Raw genomic sequence first — 19,308 nt, forward strand, 5'->3', positions numbered from 1 at the left:
ACAGAAAAAAAATTCCGTTTCGTATATTAACACCTAGGTAGGAAATTAAGTCTATTGACACCTACTGTCTACGGTACACTATTTAAATTCACAACATAAATGATTATATTAAATCTTCTTTATGAAGTCAACTTCCAATTTTTACGCTAATGTAGAAACGTCTACACGTACGCCAGGTCCCATTGTAGAAGCAACTGTTACGTTCTTCATGTAAGTACCTTTTGCAGCAGATGGCTTAACTTTTAATAAAGTATCAGCGATTGTTTTGAAGTTTTCTACTAATTTAGCATCTTCGAAAGATACTTTACCGATTGGAACGTGGATGTTACCAGCTTTATCAACGCGGTATTCAACTTTACCAGCTTTGATTTCGTTAACAGCTTTAGTTACATCGAAAGTAACTGTTCCAGTTTTAGGGTTTGGCATTAAACCTTTAGGTCCTAATACGCGACCAAGTTTACCAACTTCACCCATCATGTCAGGAGTTGCTACTACTACATCGAAATCGAACCAACCTTGTTGGATTTTACCGATGTAATCAGTATCGCCTACGAAGTCAGCTCCAGCAGCTTCAGCTTCTTTAGCTTTTTCACCTTTAGCGAACACTAATACACGTTGTACTTTACCAGTACCGTGCGGAAGAACAACTGCACCACGGATTTGTTGGTCAGCTTTCTTAGGGTCAACACCTAAACGGAATGCAGCTTCTACAGTTGCATCAAATTTAGCTGTGTTTGTTTTCTTTACTAATTCTACTGCTTCTGTTGCAGAGTAAGCAGCTGCACGGTCAACAAGCTTTGCAGCTTCTACGTACTTTTTACCTCTTTTAGCCATTTTTATTTCCTCCTCGAATGTGGTTTTAGCGGAATAACCTCCCACGTTTACGCCTGTTTTCAGGTATAACCTGAGGATGAGCGCCATCCATTTATTTAAAAACGATAATCATTTACGATAATAAAGGTTGCGAATTGGAATTCCAGACCCGCAACCTTTTTTTAAAAACAAATCGAATTAGTCTTCGATAACGATGCCCATACTGCGTGCAGTACCTTCAACCATACGCATTGCAGCTTCTACGCTAGCAGCGTTTAGGTCAGGCATTTTAGTTTCAGCGATTTCGCGTACTTTATCACGCTTAACAGTTGCCACTTTATTACGATTTGGTTCACCAGAACCAGACTCAATACCAGCTACTTTCTTAAGAAGAACAGCAGCAGGAGGAGTTTTAGTAATGAAAGTGAATGAACGGTCCTCAAATACCGTAATTTCAACAGGGATGATAAGACCAGCTTGATCTGCTGTACGAGCGTTAAACTCTTTACAGAAGCCCATGATGTTAACACCTGCTTGTCCTAATGCTGGACCAACTGGTGGAGCTGGGTTAGCTTTACCTGCAGGAATTTGAAGCTTTACCATTTTAATTACCTTTTTAGCCACGAGACACACCTCCTTAAGTCCGTGATGTGGTCAATTGGACAGTGATTTGCCCTCCCACGTCATATTTTATCTGTAAGGATAAAATCTTTCAAAAAACGCCTCCGATAATGAAGACGTACTGACTTAAAAGATATTATCACTTTTTACAATTCATTTCAAGTTTCATTTTATAATTTTTCAATTTGATGGAAGTCAAGTTCAACTGGAGTCTCGCGACCAAACATGTCCACAAGTACACTAACCTTTTTCTTCTCCACATCAATTTCTTCAATAGCACCTGTATAATCTGCGAATGGCCCCTCATTTACACGTACTGTCTCATGAAGTTCAAAGTCGAAATCAACCACTTCGTTGTCCATTCCCATATGTTTCATAATGGTAACAACTTCCTCTTCTAATAGAGGCGATGGCTTAGATCCAGAACCAGAAGAACCAACGAACCCAGTTACACCCGGCGTGTTACGTACAACATACCAAGAATCATCAGTCATGATTAATTCTACTAATACATAACCTGGGAACACTTTTCTTTTCATTAATTTTTCTTTTCCGTTTTTCATTTCTACTTCTACTTCTTCCGGGACAACAACACGGAAAATTTTATCTTGCATACCCATTGATTCTACACGCTTCTCTAGGTTTGCTTTTACTTTATTTTCATATCCAGAATAAGTATGGACAACATACCAACTTTTTTCCATTCATTTAGGACGAGCGTCCTTCCCTCCCTGACGTACATTTTTTTGCGCAAATGAAAAAACCCGTTCACCGGGCTTTTACACAGTTCTTATAAATAACATTATATCATGGATAAGTGCTTCTTATTCAAGAATTAACCAAGAATTAACCGAATTAAAGAAGAAATGCCCATATCAACTACTGCGAAGAAAATCGCAAAGAACACAACTGTAGCAACAACAGTCGCTGTTGAGCGGAGTAATTCATCTTTTTTAGGCCAACTTACTTTTTTCATTTCGCGACCTACATCGCCGAAAAAGTTCGTTAAACGCATCTGCGGGACCTCCAGTGTATTATTTCAATTATTTATTTTGTTTCCTTGTGAACTGTATGCTGATTGCATGTTTTACAAAACTTTTTTATTTCAAGTCGCTCTATTGAGCTCGTATCTTTCATAGTAGAGTAGTTTCGATTTTTACACTCTTCACATGAGAGTACAACTTTTTTCCTCATTAGTTACACCAACCTTGTAACATTATGTCCCTAAAAATGTATCATACAATAAAAGACAATGTCAATGACATGCATTTTGTACGCTCTACAAAAGAAAACAGGTGATTTATTTTACACCTGTTGCACTTGTTATTTGTTATGAATTTAAAGTTGTACTTTCTCGCATTTCCATATATCGTTCCAATTTCCTCTTCACCCGCTGTAAAGCGTTATCAATAGATTTTACATGTCTGTTTAACTGTTCTGAAATCTCTTGATAAGAACGCCCATCTAGATATAAAGAAAGTACTTTTCTTTCTAAATCGCTTAATAATTCTGATATTTTTGATTCTATGTCTGTATATTCTTCTTGGCTAATAATCATCTCTTCAGGATCAGTTACCTTCGCTTCAGAAATAACATCCAATAATGTTCGATCAGATTCCTCATCGTAAATCGGCTTATCTAAAGACACATATGAATTTAAGGGAATATGTTTTTGTCTTGTTGCCGTTTTAATAGCGGTAATAATTTGTCGAGTGATACACAGTTCAGCAAATGCTTTGAATGAAGACAGCTTGTCCTCTTTATAATCACGAATTGCTTTAAACAACCCTATCATACCTTCTTGAACAATGTCTTCTCGATCGGCACCCACTAAAAAGTAAGATCTTGATTTCGCGCGAACAAAGTTCTTATACTTGTGAATTAAATATTCTAGAGCGTCAGTATTACCTTTTCGAACTAACTCAACGATTGCCTCATCCTCTAAATCACGAAATGTAACGTCGCCTACACTTACGAAGCCTGCTTCCACCTTGATCCCTCCGACCGCTATTTATTTAGCAATATTATACAGTAAAAAGACAAAGAGCGTCAATGCTTCAACGCTCTCCTCTTCTTAATTTTTCTAATTTTTCTGTAATATCTTTACTAAATATCTTTCGCATGGCGGGTTGCTGTTCTTTCGTGTCTTTTGTACGCCTTCTTACTTGTTGCTCCATTGCCTGTACTTCCAACTCTAATTCACGCGCAGATTTCCGAAGGGCACCTTGCGCAAATATAACCCATTGTTCCGTGTAATCAGAAGTCGCAACATATATTCGTGTATTTATATTTCTAAGCTCTATCGCAAGTTGCTCTATCTTTTCATCTGCAGTTTGATTCTTTCGTGTGAATATTACTTCCACACGAGATTGTTTCATCTTTTTTTCAATACCATGTACTGTATAGGCATCAAAGACTATCATCACTTTTGTGCCTGTATAACCTTGATAATCCGCCATCTTATCAATAAGTGCATCTCTTGATGATTGTAAATCTACATCCCGCAGTTTCTTCAAATCTCCCCAAGCTCCGATAATGTTGTAACCGTCAACGATTAAAATATCGTTCATCTTTTATTTACCAATTTCGTGACGTTTACGATATACCTCATACATTAACAAACTTGCGGCTACGGAAGCATTTAAGGATGTAACTTTACCAACCATCGGTAGAGTGATTAGGAAATCACACTTTTCACCAATAATACGGCTCATACCTTTTCCTTCACTACCAATTACTAACCCAATCGGCATTTTACCATCTAAATTACGATAATCCGTTTTTCCTTTGGCATCTGTACCAGCAATCCAAAGTCCACGTTCTTTTAATTCATCAATTGTACGGGATAAGTTCGTTACGCGTGCAACAGGAATGTATTCAATTGCTCCTGTTGATGCTTTCGCAACTGACGCTGTAAGCCCCACAGCCCTTCTCTTTGGAATAATAATCCCATGAGCTCCTGTCGCATCAGCAGTACGCATAATAGAACCTAAGTTATGCGGATCTTCAATCTCATCTAAAATTAAGAAGAATGGATCTTCATTACGTTTTTCTGCCACTTTGAATAAATCTTCTAACTCCGCATACTGATATGCAGCTACTTGAGCGATTACACCTTGATGATTACCCTCAACTAATTGATCTAACTTTTTCTTTGGTGCATGTTGTAAAATAACCTTATTTTCTTTCGCTAACGCTAGTACAATCTGCACTTGTCCTTTGGCAGCACCTTCTGCGATCCAAATTTTATTAATATCTCTCCCTGATCGTAACGCTTCAATTACAGGGTTACGTCCGATAATATATTCACTACTCATGATGATGTGCCCCCTTCCTTTTCTTCTAAAACTGCAATTGCCTTATATACAATTTCGTCTAATCTTTCACGGTTATTTAATAAATGATGATAACCAATTAGCGCTTCAAAGGCTGTACTATGTCGATATGTTTGTACATCCGTATTTTTCGGAACCGTACCTGAATTTGCATTACGTCCTCTTCTTAATACCGCCTCTTCTTCCTCTGTCAAAAACGACGTCTCTAATAAATGATAAACAACTTTCGCCTGTGCTTTTGCTGAAACAAAGCTCGTCCCTAAGCGATGTAATTGATTAGGGCGAACCTTTCCTTTTTGAAGGAGGTGATAGCGGATATATTGTTCATATACCGCATCACCCATATACGCTAACGCCAAGCTGTTTAATTGCTTTGCATCAATCATCCTTATCCTCTTTTCCATCTTGTACCTTGAGCGGTATCTTCTAAAATAATATTACGTCCTTTTAAATCGTCACGAATTTGATCAGACAATGCGAAATCGCGATTTTTACGAGCCTCAATGCGCTTTTGGATAAGTTCTTCAATTTCTTCATCCAGCAATTCTTCTTGCGTTAATTCTAATCCTAAAATATCAAATAACGTTTCCAATTGTTTTACGTATGCTTCGATCACAACTTTAGATGTATGCTCTTCAAGTAAATATTGATTTGCATGATTGGCTACATTGTATAATTCGGTAATTGCATTCGCAGTGTTAAAGTCATCATTCATTGCCTCTTCAAATGCAGTCTGGAATTTCTCTATTTCAACTAACCATTTCTCATTATGGTCTGTTAAATCCGTACTGCTTTCCATACGATGCTTTAAGTTTCCATAAGCTGTTTTAATTCTTTCCAGCCCATTATTCGTACTTTGTAATAACTCTTCACTAAAGTTAATCGGATGACGATAGTGTACTGATAACATAAAGAATCTAATTAACTGTGGGTCGTATTGCTTAATAATATCGTGAACTAAAATAAAGTTACCAAGCGATTTAGACATCTTCTCATTGTTAATATTAATATATCCATTATGCATCCAGTAACGTGCAAACGTTTTTCCAGTCAATGCTTCCGACTGCGCAATTTCATTTTCATGATGCGGGAACGCCAAGTCTTGACCACCAGCATGAATGTCAATTGTATCCCCTAAGTACTTACGTGCCATTGCTGAGCATTCAATATGCCACCCTGGACGCCCTTGCCCCCAAGGGCTTTCCCAGAAGATTTCTCCTTCTTTCGCAGCTTTCCATAAAGCAAAATCAAGAGGGTCTTGTTTCTTTTCCCCTACCTCAATACGAGCACCGTGACGTAAATCTGCGATTGGTTGATGTGATAATTTACCGTAACCTTCGAATTCCTTCGTTTTAAAGTACACATCACCCTCTGATTCGTATGCATACCCTTTATTCACAAGTTCTTGAATAAATTCAATAATGATATCCATATTTTCTGTTACACGAGGATGGACTGTTGCGTGTTTGCAACCTAGCGCTGTTACATCTTCAAAGTACGCTTCAACAAAACGATCAGCAATTGTCGGTACATCTTCACCTAATTCATTTGCCGCTTTAATTAATTTATCATCTACGTCCGTAAAGTTCGATACGTATTGCACATCGTACCCTTTATATTCTAGATAGCGACGTACTGTATCGAATACCATAGGAGGTCTTGCATTGCCAATATGAATGTAGTTATAGACTGTAGGTCCGCATACATACATCTTTACCTTATTTTCTTCTAATGGAACAAACTCTTCTTTTTGACGTGTTAACGTATTATAAATGTGAATAGTCATTTTTATCCTTCCTTTCTACCTTTACTTCCAGTTGTTTCTTCAATTTATCAAGTTCTACTTCCATAGCCTTTAATTTATCAAAAATTGGATCCGGAAGGTCAGAGTGATTTAATTCTTGACCAATCTTTACTCCATTTTGAATAACGACTCGGCCAGGTATACCTACAACTGTAGAATGTGCAGGAACTTCTTTTAATACGACAGACCCTGCCCCGATTTTAGAATTCTCTCCCACAGTAATAGAACCAAGGACTTTAGCACCCGTCGCAATTAATACATTATCCTGAATTGTTGGATGCCTCTTGCCTTTTTCTTTTCCTGTACCACCTAATGTAACCCCTTGATAAATTGTTACATTATCACCAATTTCACAAGTTTCTCCAATTACAACTCCCATTCCATGGTCTATGAAAAAGCGTCGACCAATAGTTGCTCCTGGATGAATCTCAATGCCAGTAAAAAAACGACTAACTTGTGAAACAAAACGTGCAAGAAAGAAAAAATCCCTTTTATAAAAAGCATGTGCAATTCGATGAGCCCAAACTGCATGTAATCCAGAGTAAGTTAAAATGACTTCGAAATAACCTCTTGCCGCTGGATCCTGTTCAAAAACGACTTCAATATCTTCCCGAAGCCTCTTAAACATCGATGTTCCCTCCCCTTTATGGGCTGCTTTTTCGAGTGAACTAACTCCCTACTTATCTCCCTAAATCTTTATACACGTAGATAAAATTTATACTCATACCCAGTTTTACGGTATAAAAAAGACGCCTCTGTCATATTGACAGAGACGCCTTTTAAGCGCGGTTCCACTCTGTTTAGGCTAAAAAAGCCTCAAACTCATCTCTGATAACGGTGTACACCGCTTCTGCTTACTTTAACGCCTTAAGATGTTTCACAAAACATTTTGCTGTTCAGCAGAAGACTCGAAGGGGCATTTCAAAAACCCGCTTATAAACCACTTCCAGCCTAAAGGTGGTTCTCTCTGTAAAAAGCCTGATTTTCTACTTCTCCTTCTCGTCGCTTTTCCTTATTAGGTTTTAAGTATACTTATTATATTTCTAAACCTAGAAAATGTTAACCAATTACTTTTTGAAGACGATTTAAAACTTTTTCTTTTCCAAGAAGTGCAATAGCATTAGGAAGCTCTGGGCCATGTGTTTGACCAGTAGTTGCAACACGGATTGGCATAAATAAGTTTTTACCTTTATGACCTGTTTCCTTTTGAACTGCTTTAATAGCCGCCTTAATTGCTGCTGGTTCCATCGCCTCTAGTGCTTCTACTTGACCAGCAAATGCACGAAGTACTTCTGGTACTTGTTCACCTTTTAATACTTCTTGTCCTTCTTCTTCATGATCAACATGATCTTTGAAGAACATTTCAGAAAGCTCTACAATTTCAGCTCCAAAACTCATTTGTTCATGATATAACGCAATTACATCACGAATCCAAGCTTGCTCTTGTTCACTTAAAGTTTCACCTATACGTCCAGCTTTCACTAGATGCGGTAAGCTTAATTCTACCACCGTATCTAAATCTTGCTTTTTCATATATTGGTTGTTCATCCATTTTAATTTTTGAGAATCAAATAATGCAGGTGATTTTGATAAACGAGCTGCATCGAACATTTTGATAAACTCTTCTTGAGAGAAGATTTCTTCTTCTCCTACCGGCGACCAACCTAGTAGTGCAATAAAGTTAAAGATTGCTTCTGGAAGATATCCAAGCTCTTTATATTGCTCAATAAATTGAATAATAGATTCATCACGCTTACTTAATTTTTTACGGCTTTCATTTACAATTAAAGTCATATGGCCAAATTGCGGGATATCCCAACCGAAAGCTTCATAAATCATCATTTGTTTTGGCGTATTTGAAATATGGTCATCACCACGAAGTACATGTGTAATTTCCATTAAGTGATCATCTACTGCTACCGCAAAGTTATAAGTTGGAATTCCATCTTTTTTCACGATAACGAAATCACCGAAATCATTTGAATGGAATGCTACTTCATCTTTTACGATATCTTTAAATGTGTAATCACGATCAGCTGGTACACGGAAACGAATACTTGGAATACGTCCCTCAGCTTCAAATTCTTTCATTTGTTCTTCAGTTAAATCACGGTGGTTACCTGCATAACGAGGTGTTTCACCACGAGAAATTTGTCCTTCACGCTCTGCTTCTAGCTCTTCTTCTGTCATATAACATTTGTAAGCTAAACCACGCTCTAATAAATCTAGATATAATTTTTTATAAATATCTAAACGCTCTGTTTGACGATATGGTCCAAATTCACCACCAACATCAACACCTTCATCCCAGTCCATACCGAGCCATTTCAAGTATTTTAATTGGCTTTCTTCTCCACCAGCCACGTTACGTTTTACATCAGTATCTTCAATACGAATAATAAACTTGCCATCTAAATGACGAGCAAATAAATAATTAAATAATGCCGTACGCGCATTTCCGATATGTAAGTGTCCTGTTGGACTTGGCGCATAGCGCACTCTCACTTGCTTTTCCATAATTGGTACACCTTCCATTCTTAATGTCTACACATTCTATAATTGTACAACAAAAAAATGTGATTATCCATCTTACGAATTAAAAACCATTATTTTTTCTGTAATAATACCACTGCTTGAGAAGCAATTCCTTCTTCTCTACCTGTAAATCCTAATTTCTCTGTTGTTGTTGCCTTTACATTAATGTTATCTATAGACGTTTCTAACAGTTCACTAATACGTTTACGCATACTTTCAATATGCGGTGCCATTTTTGGCTTTTGAGCAATAATTGTACAATCTAAGTTCCCTAACTCGTAACCTTGTTCACGCACAAATTCCCAAACTTTTTGTAACAATACAGCTGAATCTGCATCTTTAAAAGCTGGGTCTGTATCAGGAAAATGCTTTCCGATATCTCCTGCTGCAATGGCACCTAAACATGCATCAGCAATCGTATGTAACAATACATCTGCATCTGAATGACCGATTAATCCTTTCTCGTGTGGAATTGTAATTCCGCCAATAATTAACGGTCTACCTTCCGCAAATTCATGCACATCAAAACCTTGTCCAATTCGAAACATTCTTTACATCCTCCTTGAGCTAAACCACTGAGCTTTATGACTCTATATTATATTGATATCCCTACAAAGAAAAGCCCGGCCATTGCCGAGCTTTCCTTTGTTATACACCATCACGGCTATTTTTTCTGAACATGAAGGAAACTTTCAGCAATTAGTAAATCCTCTGGAGTCGTCACTTTAATATTATAGTAACTCCCCTCTACTACACCTACTTGCTTACCAATACGTTCCACGAGACTTGCATCATCTGTACCAAGAAAACAACTCTGTTTTGCACTTCTATGAGCTTCTAACAAAAGAGAAACAGAGAACCCTTGCGGTGTTTGTACAGCCTTAAGCTGAGATCGTTCTACCGTTTCGACAACAACACCTTGCTCTACTTTCTTAACTGTATCCTTTACTGGCACTGCACAAATGGAAGCTCCATATTTTTCTGCTGCTGTTAATACGTCTTGAATCACTTTATTCGTTACGAATGGGCGCGCTCCGTCATGTACAAGAACGTATTCAACATCACTCGCATGCTGAATCGCGTTATATACACTATCTTGTCTTTCGGCTCCACCCTGAATAAATTGTACCTGTTTTTCAATCGGATACTTCTGCATTAATTCCTCAAAATACGGGCGTTCCTCTTCGTTAATTGCCATAACAATACTTTTGCACTCTTTATCTCTTTCAAAAGCACGTAATGTATGAACGATAATCGGTACTTCGTTTATAAGTAAGAACAACTTATTTTTGCCAGCACCCATCCGCTTTCCTTGGCCGGCTGCCGGAATAATTAATGTATACATATTAATAATCCTCTACCTATAATGCTTTTTCTAATAATTTACGTTTTGCGAAAATCATACGACCAGCCGATGTTTGTAATACGCTAGTAACCAGTACATTAAGTTGCGAACCTACATACTCTCTACCATCTTCTACTACAATCATCGTACCATCATCTAAGTACGCAACACCTTGGTTTTGCTCTTTACCATCTTTCACAACATAAACATTTAATTCTTCGCCAGGGAGTACAACTGGTTTAATTGCATTAGCTAAATCATTAATGTTTAACACCGTTACTCCTTGTAATTCAGAAACTTTATTTAAGTTGAAATCATTCGTTACTACAGTTCCACCGGTGATTTTTGCTAACTTTACAAGTTTGCTATCCACCTCTTGGATATCCTCGAAATCGCCTTCATAAATTTCTACCGGAATCGGCATCTCTTTTTGAATACGATTTAAAATGTCTAGTCCTCTGCGACCACGATTACGCTTTAAAGCATCGGAAGAATCGGCAATATGCTGAAGCTCTTCTAATACGAATTGTGGAATCACAATTGTTCCTTCCAAAAACTTCGTTTGGCAAATATCAGCAATACGTCCATCGATAATTACACTCGTATCGAGAATTTTCCAATGAGTCGTAGATTTTTCTGCTTCTACCTCTTCGTTCTCGCTATTATTTTTCTTCTTACCTCCGCGTTGGGGTAATGTAAATAATCCTAGCAATTCATTCCTCTTTTTAAATCCTACTTGGAATCCTAAATATCCAAGTAAAAGAGTGAAGAACACTTGCAACACCGTACTAATAACCGGAATTGTAAATTCACGAATCGGTATTAAAATTAAATATGCAACAATAAGACCAGAGATCAATCCTAATGTACCAAATAAAACATCTGCTACAGGCGCCTTTACAAGAGCCTCTTCAATATGCTTAATAAGTTGAACAATATAATCTACAAGCCAAAATGTTGTTAAAAATAAAATAATTGCACCAATAATCGCACGAACATACGATCCTTCCAATAAAGGAACAGCACCGATGTCTAATACATTAATAACTTTTGGGATTAAGTAAATCCCTAACGCTCCCCCGATTACTAGAAAGAAGAGCTGTACGATCCGTTTTAACATCCAACCACCTCCTACTCATTATTAACCATTGTTTCGCTAATCAAAACGCCGAATGCAAAAGCGGACGTGTTTTTTTTTATAAATAGTTTTATTTACCAATATATCATATCATATACCAAAAATGTTCTAGTGTCGTTATATTATGGAATCAATGTAATATTCTTAATTGTGTCTACTCATATAGAGATGCTCTTGAATTCTTTTTAGGCCTTCTCGTATTTTCTTCGCCCTTACTTCCCCAATTCCTTCCACATCATCCAATTCATGAATCGTCGCGCGACAAACTCCTTGCAACGTTTTGAATCGATTAATTAAATTTTCAATGATAAGTGGCGGAACACGAGAGATTTTGCTTGTAATTCGATATCCCCTTGGCGTCACACTTTCTTCTAAACTAGTTTGCCCTGGATAGCCAAGTAATTTAACTAAATCACTATCCTCTAAAAGTTGTGTATTTGCAAGGTCCTGTAACTTTTTCAAAATTTGATGATGGTCTTGTGTTTTCTCCTGATGGTAATCTTTAATTAACAATGCTGCCTCTGCTTCTAAATCAGCTAGTAATTCTGTAAGCTGTAAACGAATTAACCTACCTTCTGTTCCTAGCTCATGAATATAGCTCAATATTTCATTTTTAATACGCAGTACCATTTCAACACTATGTAAAACGTGAACTACCTCAGACATTGTAACGACCTCTTCAAATTCTAGAATGCCCAAATTCGTAATACCATCATTCCATACAGCCTTATATTTTTCTAACGTTTGAATAGCTTGGTTTGCCTTTGTTAAAATAACCCCTATATCTTTTAGTGTATAACGTAAGTTCCCTTGATATAGCGTAATTACGTTACGTCTTTGTGAAATGGCCACAACAAGGCTGCCCGTCTGCTTCGCTACACGTTCTGCTGTTCGGTGACGCATACCGGTTTCAATAGAATCAATAGATGCCTCTGGAACTAACTGTGCATTCGCTATTAAAATTTTACTTCCCGTTTCATTTAAAATAAGTGCCCCGTCCATTTTTGCTAATTCATATAAACTAGCAGGAGAGAATGCACAATTAATGTGAAAACCACCATCCACAATACTTTTAATCTGCTCATTATATCCAAGAACAATTAGCCCCCCTGTTTGTGCGCGAAGTACATTATCTATCCCTTCACGCAGTGGTGTTCCTGGGGCCACGAGCTGTAAAATATTAATCATACTTTTGACACGTTGCTTATTTTCTTCCATAGCCTAGCCTCCTAATGTCAAACGAAGCGCTTCTCCTAAATTAGAAACACCTACAACCTCAATCCCATCCGGAATTGTCCATCCTCCTAAGTTTTTTCTAGGAATAATAACACGTTGAAATCCTAATTTAGCCGCTTCTTGTACACGTTGTTCGATTCTTGATACTCTTCTTATTTCTCCAGTTAATCCTACTTCTCCTATTACTGCATCAGTTGGTGCCGTAGATTTATCCCTAAAACTTGAGGCTATACTTAAAGCCACTGCTAAATCAATTGCCGGTTCGTCTAATTTCAAACCACCAGCTACTTTTAAATATGCATCTTGATTTTGCAATAGTAAACCTGTTCTTTTTTCTAATACTGCCATAATAAGCGAAACACGGTTATGATCAATTCCCGTCGCCATTCTTCGAGGATTTCCAAAACTAGTAGGGGAGATTAAAGCTTGTATTTCTACTAAAACCGGTCTTGTTCCTTCCATTGAAGCAACTACTGTTGATCCTGCAACACCAACCGGCCTTTCCTCAAGGAAGATTTCAGAAGGATTTAAAACTTCCGCAAGACCAAGCTCTTTCATTTCAAAGATACCCATTTCATTCGTGGAACCAAAACGGTTCTTCACAGCCCGTAAAATACGATACGTATGGTGTCGATCTCCTTCAAAGTAAAGAACTGCATCGACCATATGTTCTAACATACGAGGTCCTGCAATTGCTCCTTCTTTTGTCACATGCCCGACAATGAAAATAGGGATTCCTTTTGTTTTTGCAAGTTTCATTAATTCCGCTGTACATTCACGTACTTGTGCCACACTTCCTGGTGCTGACGTCACTTCAGGTAAATGTATCGTTTGAATAGAATCAATAACAACAAAAGCTGGATTCATCTCTTCAATATGTGCTGCAATACGCTGCAGGTCTGTCTCTGCTACAACAAATAGATTGCTACCCTTTACATGCAAACGATCTGCACGAAGTTTAATCTGCTTTGCCGACTCCTCACCCGATATGTATAATACATCATATGAAGAATCTGCTAATTGTGATGAAATCTGTAATAGTAATGTTGATTTTCCAATCCCAGGGTCTCCACCAATAAGCACTAAGGACCCATCTACAATTCCACCACCAAGCACACGATTAAACTCTTGAAATTCCGTTTCAATACGTGCCTCAGACTTTGTTTCTACTTCGGTAAGACGTCTTGGTTTTGTTACTTCCGTTTGAATTGCATTCGCGTAATTAAGGCGCCTAGATGATACAACTGGCTCCATTTCTTCAACAAGTGTATTCCATTGACCACATCCAGGACATTTACCCATATATTTTGGTGACTGATAACCACATTCTTGACATATAAATTTCGTTTTCTTTTTAGCCATACCTTTTTATAGTTCACTTCACTTTCGTCTATAAACGTTTATCCTTCTCGTACAAGAAAGAGGGCTATCGCGTAGCCCTCTTTGTTTGTCTATACTTATTTTACCTTTTCCGCACTATGAATGACAAATGATTCTCCTTCTACATCAAAGATAACTTTTTGTCCTTTCTCAATAGCACCTTTTAAAAGTTCTTCTGATAGTCTATCTTCTACATGTTTCTGAATTGCTCTACGAAGTGGACGAGCACCGTACTCACGATCAAATCCTTTATCAGCAATAGCTGAAATTGCCTCTTCCGTTAAGTGCAATTCGATTTCTTGTTCTTTTAAGCGATTTACTAACTGATTTACCATAAGAGTTACAATCTCTTGAATATGTTTTTTCTCAAGCATATGGAATACGATAATTTCATCAATACGGTTTAAGAATTCTGGACGAAATGCCTTTTTCAACTCATCCATTACTTTACCTTTCATATCCGAATAATCACGGCTTTCATCTTGGACATTAAATCCAAGATGTTTGTTACGTTTTAACGCCTCGGCACCAACGTTAGACGTCATAATAACAATTGTATTACGGAAATCAACTGTACGTCCTTTAGAATCTGTTAAACGACCATCTTCTAATACTTGTAGTAGAATATTAAATACATCCGGATGAGCTTTCTCTACCTCATCTAATAATACAACTGAATATGGCTTGCGACGAACTTTCTCTGTTAATTGTCCACCTTCTTCATATCCAACATATCCTGGAGGAGAACCAACTAAACGGGAAGTAGAATGCTTCTCCATATACTCTGACATATCGATGCGAATCATTGCATCTTCATCACCGAACATAGATTCTGCTAGTGCTCTTGCAAGTTCTGTTTTACCTACACCTGTTGGTCCTAAGAAAATAAATGAACCAATCGGGCGCTTCGGATCTTTTAATCCTGCTCTTGCACGACGAACAGCTTTTGCTACTGCTACTACTGCTTCATCTTGACCAATCAAACGATCATGAAGAATGGATTCTAAATTTAATAATTTATCAGTCTCTGTTTGTGCAAGTTTAGAAACTGGGATACGCGTCCATGTAGAAACGACATTTGCAATATCTTCTACCGTAACCTCTGAATTTTCTTTTCCTTGTTGCTCTTTCCATTGACGTTTTGTATCTTCTAACTTCTCACGTAAGCGTTGCTCCATATCACGTAAGGATGCAGCCTTTTCAAATTCTTGACTTTGTACAGCTGCATCTTTTTCTTTTCGAATCTCCTCAAGCTTCACTTCAAGCTCTTTTAAGTTTGGTGGTGTTGTATAAGAACGTAAGCGAACTTTTGAAGCAGCTTCATCAATTAAATCAATTGCTTTATCCGGTAAAAAGCGATCTGTAATATAACGATCTGAAAGTTTTACAGCTGCATCAATAGCGTCATCTGTAATAGATACACGGTGATGCGCCTCATAACGATCACGTAAACCTTTCAAGATTTGAATCGATTCTTCTAAACTTGGCTCATCAACATGAATTGGTTGAAAACGTCTTTCTAAAGCCGCGTCTTTTTCAATATATTTACGATACTCATCTAAAGTTGTTGCCCCAATACATTGTAGCTCTCCTCGTGCTAAAGATGGTTTTAAAATATTCGATGCATCGATTGCACCTTCTGCTCCACCTGCACCAATTAATGTATGAAGCTCATCAATAAATAGAATAATATTGCCTGCTTGGCGAATTTCATCCATCACTTTCTTTAAACGATCTTCAAATTCACCGCGATATTTTGTTCCAGCTACCACTGTACCCATATCTAGTGTCATAACACGCTTATCTCTTAAAGTTTCAGGAACTTCATTATTTACAATTTGCTGTGCTAATCCTTCTGCAATTGCCGTTTTACCTACACCAGGCTCACCAATTAATACTGGGTTATTTTTCGTTCTACGGCTTAATACCTCAATTACACGTTGAATTTCTTTACCGCGTCCAATAACAGGGTCTAAGCGATTTTCACGTGCAACAACTGTTAAGTCCCTTGCTAAACTGTCCAGTGTCGGTGTATTTGCATTTGTTGCTGAACCACCTTGATGACCTGAACTAGCTTCATTACTTCCAAGAAGTTGTAACACTTGTTGTCTTGCTTTATTTAGACTTACACCTAAATTATTTAAAACACGTGCGGCTACACCTTCACCTTCACGGATTAAACCGAGTAAAATGTGTTCTGTTCCAACGTAAGAATGGCCTAGCTTACGCGCTTCATCCATAGATAATTCAATAACCTTTTTAGCACGAGGTGTATAATGTACAGTTTGAGAAGCTTCTGTTCCTCGCCCAATTAACGCTTCTACTTCTTTTTGAACTTTCTCTGGACTTAATCCAAGAGCAATTAATGCTTTTGCTGCAATTCCTTCACCTTCGCGTACAAGCCCAAGTAAAATATGTTCTGTTCCAATATTATTATGCCCAATACGAATTGCTTCCTCTTGAGATAAAGCTAACACTTTCTGTGCTCTTTCTGTAAATCTTCCAAACATCATAGAAATCGCCTCCTACTTGCGCTTAGTTTTTTTCAATACGTAATCGCTCACGGATTAAGGTTGCTCTTCGATAATCTCTTTCTTCTGGCCCTAAAGGTCCACCTGCGTATTGTTGTAAAATACCTGGTTGCGTAAGAACCATTAGCTCAGTCAAAATATTTCTCGATATAACTTTTATATATCCTAGATCAATACCAAGTCGTACATCTGATAAGCAATTGGCTGCTTCTGCAGATTGAATTAAACGACTGTTTGCTAGTATGCCGTAAGAACGATAAACCTTATCTTCAAGTTCAATACTTGAATTTTGTACAATTAATTCTCTAGCCATTTTTTCTTGCTGTATAATTTGTTGAATGACACTCTTTAAATCTGCAATAATATCTTCTTCAGACTTTCCTAGCGTCATTTGATTTGAAACTTGAAATATATTACCTAACGCTTCGCTACCTTCACCGTATATTCCTCTTACTACTAACCCTAATTTTTGAATTACTTGTATAATACGGCTAATTCTTTTTGTTAAAACCAGTCCCGGTAAATGTATCATCACAGAAGCTCTTAACCCTGTGCCAACATTAGTAGGACAACTCGTAATATATCCAAGTGATTCATCAAAAGCGTATTCAACTTCTTTCTCAATCCAATTATCTATTTGATTGGCACTTTGAAGTGCCTCTGATAACTGTAATCCTGAAAATAGGCACTGAATCCGAATATGGTCTTCTTCATTAAGCATAACACTAATATGTTCACTTTCTGATAGTAGACATGCTCCATATTCTGTCCCTGCAAGATTTGGACTAATTAAATGCTTTTCGACTAAAACTCTCCTTTGAAGAGGGGTTAATTCATTCATCTTTAATAGTCCAAACTCCCCAAAAGACCCTACTGCTTTATTTATGAATTTCTTTTTGAATAATTCATGAATCTGTTTAGCTTCTTCTTCGTTTTGCATAGTGGAAAATTGATATTGTTTAAAGTTACGAGCCAAACGAATTCGACTACTTAAAACAATATCAGAATCAGGGCCATCCCCCTTCATCCATGGACTAATTGCTTCGTTCATAATTTTGTCCAGTGACATAGAACTATTCCCCCTCTCTATGCTCACTAAGCTGTATTTCAAGACCTCGGATCTTATCTCTTACTTCTGCAGCTTTCTCAAATTCCTCTTTCTGTACGTATTGTTTCAGAATAAGTTTTAGTTCATCTAATTCTTTCTTTAAGTGGATATTTCCTTCTATACGTTCCGGAATTTTCCCACAATGTTCTGTATGCCCACCGTGAAGGCGTTTTAATAATGGCTTTAAATGCTCCTTAAATGTATCGTAACAAGAATAACAGCCAAAACGTCCGACTTTTGTAAATTGTTCATATGTCATCTTACAATCTGGACATCTTACTATATCTGCATTTGAAAATCCATTTTTTCCTTCTTCAAACATTGTTGATTCACCGTGTAATAAACCAGCAAATAAATCATGAAATGAAAAGTTAGACTGCGATGATGGAAAGAAAGACGTATAGCCACTTTGCTCTGCACATTGCTCACAAAGATGAATTTCCGCCTTCTTCTCGTTAATTACTTTTGTATAATGTAAAGTTGCTGGTCTTATATTACAGTTTTGACAAGTCATCACTATCCCCACCTTTACAACAGGAACGCTCTATCTCATGGTACTTTTCATACATTACTAGATTGTTCGCTTTCCTGAATCCGTTTAAATAAAAGTGCATGTTCTTTTTCAAAACTTCTACAATATTTAACTGCTTTATCTTAGTTATCAATCTTTTACAAAAGTTATATTTATTTATATTTCAGTGTTCTTAACATTGCGCATAATATTCGAGCCCTAAGTTCATCTCGAGAAGGAACATCCATTGATAATACAGAACGATCTATTACGCTTAACATCAGTTTCGCTTCACGATTTGTTATAATTCCCTCTTCTATTAAACGTATAATCATACTTTCTGCATTCCCTTGCGCAACGCTATGATCAATCATATGAAGCATTTGATCAATAATATCTATATCGTCATGCAGTTTGACTTTTATAATGCGAATGTAACCTCCTCCACCACGTTTACTTTCTACTACAAATCCTCTTTCTAACGTAAAACGGGTATTGATTACATAATTGATTTGAGATGGTACGCACTCGAATCGATCCGCAATCTCATTTCTCTTGATTTCAATCACATTATTATTACTTAAGTCAATAACTTGCTTTAGATATTGCTCAATGATATCAGATATATTTCTCATTTATCCGCCACCTTTATTGACTTTGACTATCTTTGACTTTAATTATATACGTATTAATAAAATTTGCAACTCTTTTGCTTATTCACTATCCTAGCCACATTCCCCTGTATTTAAACAAAATATGAATACTTTAAACACATTTTTTATTACTATGGATTATAAAATAAAACACGAAAAAACACGAGTCATTTGACTCGTGTTTTAGTTGCTTGGCGACGTCCTACTCTCACAGGGACAAGGTCCCAACTACCATCGGCGCTAGAGAGCTTAACTTCCGTGTTCGGTATGGGAACGGGTGTGACCTCTCTGCCATCAT

At 37.2% G+C, this 19,308-nt stretch carries 21 protein-coding genes, 1 rRNA gene and 2 other annotated features (1 of these 24 only partly in view); all 22 genes read right to left on the reverse strand.

The window, feature by feature from the left end; all coding sequences use genetic code 11:
• Positions 1-92, reverse strand: a sequence feature (ribosomal protein L10 leader region); it reaches 53 nt to the left of the window's first position.
• Positions 93-141: 49 nt separating this feature from the next.
• On the reverse strand, positions 142-834 hold the full coding sequence (gene rplA / locus ASE54_RS23120; RefSeq protein ID WP_002084079.1) for a 50S ribosomal protein L1: 693 nt from the start codon (positions 832-834) through the stop codon (positions 142-144).
• Positions 835-1,011: 177 nt separating this feature from the next.
• The gene (gene rplK / locus ASE54_RS23125; protein ID WP_001085872.1) at positions 1,012-1,437 is read right to left on the reverse strand and encodes a 50S ribosomal protein L11; all 426 of its coding nucleotides are present in this window, start codon (positions 1,435-1,437) and stop codon (positions 1,012-1,014) included.
• A gap of 167 nt (positions 1,438-1,604) precedes the next feature.
• Positions 1,605-2,138 carry a transcription termination/antitermination protein NusG gene (nusG, locus tag ASE54_RS23130; RefSeq protein ID WP_000415794.1) on the reverse strand — a complete coding sequence of 178 codons (534 nt, stop codon included), beginning with the start codon at positions 2,136-2,138 and terminating at the stop codon, positions 1,605-1,607.
• Between the two features lie 131 nt (positions 2,139-2,269).
• Positions 2,270-2,449, reverse strand: a complete 180-nt coding sequence (gene secE, locus ASE54_RS23135; RefSeq protein WP_001241323.1) for a preprotein translocase subunit SecE — start codon at positions 2,447-2,449, stop codon at positions 2,270-2,272.
• Between the two features lie 32 nt (positions 2,450-2,481).
• A complete protein-coding gene (gene rpmG, locus ASE54_RS35130) occupies positions 2,482-2,628 on the reverse strand; it encodes a 50S ribosomal protein L33 (protein ID WP_014481927.1) in 147 nt (48 codons plus the stop codon).
• 136 nt (positions 2,629-2,764) lie between these two features.
• Positions 2,765-3,424: an RNA polymerase sporulation sigma factor SigH gene (locus ASE54_RS23140; RefSeq protein WP_000387198.1), complete on the reverse strand. Its 660-nt coding sequence runs from the start codon at positions 3,422-3,424 to the stop codon at positions 2,765-2,767.
• Positions 3,425-3,491: 67 nt separating this feature from the next.
• Positions 3,492-4,004, reverse strand: a complete 513-nt coding sequence (locus ASE54_RS23145) for an NYN domain-containing protein (RefSeq protein WP_000997887.1) — start codon at positions 4,002-4,004, stop codon at positions 3,492-3,494.
• A 3-nt stretch (positions 4,005-4,007) separates the two neighbouring features.
• Positions 4,008-4,751, reverse strand: a complete 744-nt coding sequence (rlmB, locus tag ASE54_RS23150) for a 23S rRNA (guanosine(2251)-2'-O)-methyltransferase RlmB (RefSeq protein ID WP_000093762.1) — start codon at positions 4,749-4,751, stop codon at positions 4,008-4,010.
• Complete coding sequence (locus ASE54_RS23155) at positions 4,748-5,155, reverse strand: Mini-ribonuclease 3 (protein WP_000564265.1); 408 nt, start codon at positions 5,153-5,155, stop codon at positions 4,748-4,750. The genes rlmB and ASE54_RS23155 overlap by 4 nt, the downstream gene beginning before the upstream one ends.
• Positions 5,156-5,157: 2 nt before the next feature.
• Entirely contained in the window at positions 5,158-6,555 is a 1,398-nt protein-coding gene (gene cysS, locus ASE54_RS23160; protein WP_000152279.1) for a cysteine--tRNA ligase, read from the reverse strand.
• Positions 6,536-7,201 (reverse strand): serine O-acetyltransferase, encoded by a 666-nt coding sequence (gene cysE, locus ASE54_RS23165; RefSeq protein WP_000476495.1) that lies wholly within the window; start codon positions 7,199-7,201, stop codon positions 6,536-6,538. The genes cysS and cysE overlap by 20 nt, the downstream gene beginning before the upstream one ends.
• A 137-nt stretch (positions 7,202-7,338) precedes the next feature.
• Positions 7,339-7,585: a binding site (T-box leader), on the reverse strand.
• Between the two features lie 47 nt (positions 7,586-7,632).
• A complete protein-coding gene (gltX, locus tag ASE54_RS23170; RefSeq protein WP_000415149.1) occupies positions 7,633-9,090 on the reverse strand; it encodes a glutamate--tRNA ligase in 1,458 nt (485 codons plus the stop codon).
• 89 nt (positions 9,091-9,179) lie between these two features.
• Entirely contained in the window at positions 9,180-9,656 is a 477-nt protein-coding gene (gene ispF, locus ASE54_RS23175) for a 2-C-methyl-D-erythritol 2,4-cyclodiphosphate synthase (RefSeq protein WP_000488386.1), read from the reverse strand.
• Between the two features lie 116 nt (positions 9,657-9,772).
• Entirely contained in the window at positions 9,773-10,453 is a 681-nt protein-coding gene (gene ispD, locus ASE54_RS23180; RefSeq protein WP_000288312.1) for a 2-C-methyl-D-erythritol 4-phosphate cytidylyltransferase, read from the reverse strand.
• 16 nt (positions 10,454-10,469) lie between these two features.
• The gene (locus ASE54_RS23185; protein ID WP_000919681.1) at positions 10,470-11,573 is read right to left on the reverse strand and encodes a PIN/TRAM domain-containing protein; all 1,104 of its coding nucleotides are present in this window, start codon (positions 11,571-11,573) and stop codon (positions 10,470-10,472) included.
• Positions 11,574-11,735: 162 nt separating this feature from the next.
• Entirely contained in the window at positions 11,736-12,809 is a 1,074-nt protein-coding gene (gene disA, locus ASE54_RS23190; protein WP_000392164.1) for a DNA integrity scanning diadenylate cyclase DisA, read from the reverse strand.
• Positions 12,810-12,812: 3 nt separating this feature from the next.
• On the reverse strand, positions 12,813-14,189 hold the full coding sequence (radA, locus tag ASE54_RS23195) for a DNA repair protein RadA (RefSeq protein ID WP_001085199.1): 1,377 nt from the start codon (positions 14,187-14,189) through the stop codon (positions 12,813-12,815).
• 95 nt (positions 14,190-14,284) lie between these two features.
• Positions 14,285-16,720: an ATP-dependent protease ATP-binding subunit ClpC gene (clpC, locus tag ASE54_RS23200; RefSeq protein ID WP_000971172.1), complete on the reverse strand. Its 2,436-nt coding sequence runs from the start codon at positions 16,718-16,720 to the stop codon at positions 14,285-14,287.
• A 22-nt stretch (positions 16,721-16,742) separates the two neighbouring features.
• Positions 16,743-17,807, reverse strand: a complete 1,065-nt coding sequence (locus ASE54_RS23205) for a protein arginine kinase (protein ID WP_000050840.1) — start codon at positions 17,805-17,807, stop codon at positions 16,743-16,745.
• A gap of 4 nt (positions 17,808-17,811) precedes the next feature.
• Positions 17,812-18,360, reverse strand: a complete 549-nt coding sequence (locus ASE54_RS23210) for a UvrB/UvrC motif-containing protein (RefSeq protein WP_000128374.1) — start codon at positions 18,358-18,360, stop codon at positions 17,812-17,814.
• A 170-nt stretch (positions 18,361-18,530) separates the two neighbouring features.
• Positions 18,531-18,992 carry a transcriptional regulator CtsR gene (gene ctsR / locus ASE54_RS23215; RefSeq protein WP_001244560.1) on the reverse strand — a complete coding sequence of 154 codons (462 nt, stop codon included), beginning with the start codon at positions 18,990-18,992 and terminating at the stop codon, positions 18,531-18,533.
• Positions 18,993-19,199: 207 nt separating this feature from the next.
• Positions 19,200-19,308: ribosomal RNA gene (rrf, locus tag ASE54_RS23220) — 5S ribosomal RNA — on the reverse strand; the annotation flags it as partial.

It is taken from the genome of Bacillus sp. Root131, assembly GCF_001429475.1.
In the GTDB taxonomy this organism is placed as follows: Bacteria; Bacillota; Bacilli; order Bacillales; family Bacillaceae_G; genus Bacillus_A; species Bacillus_A thuringiensis_S.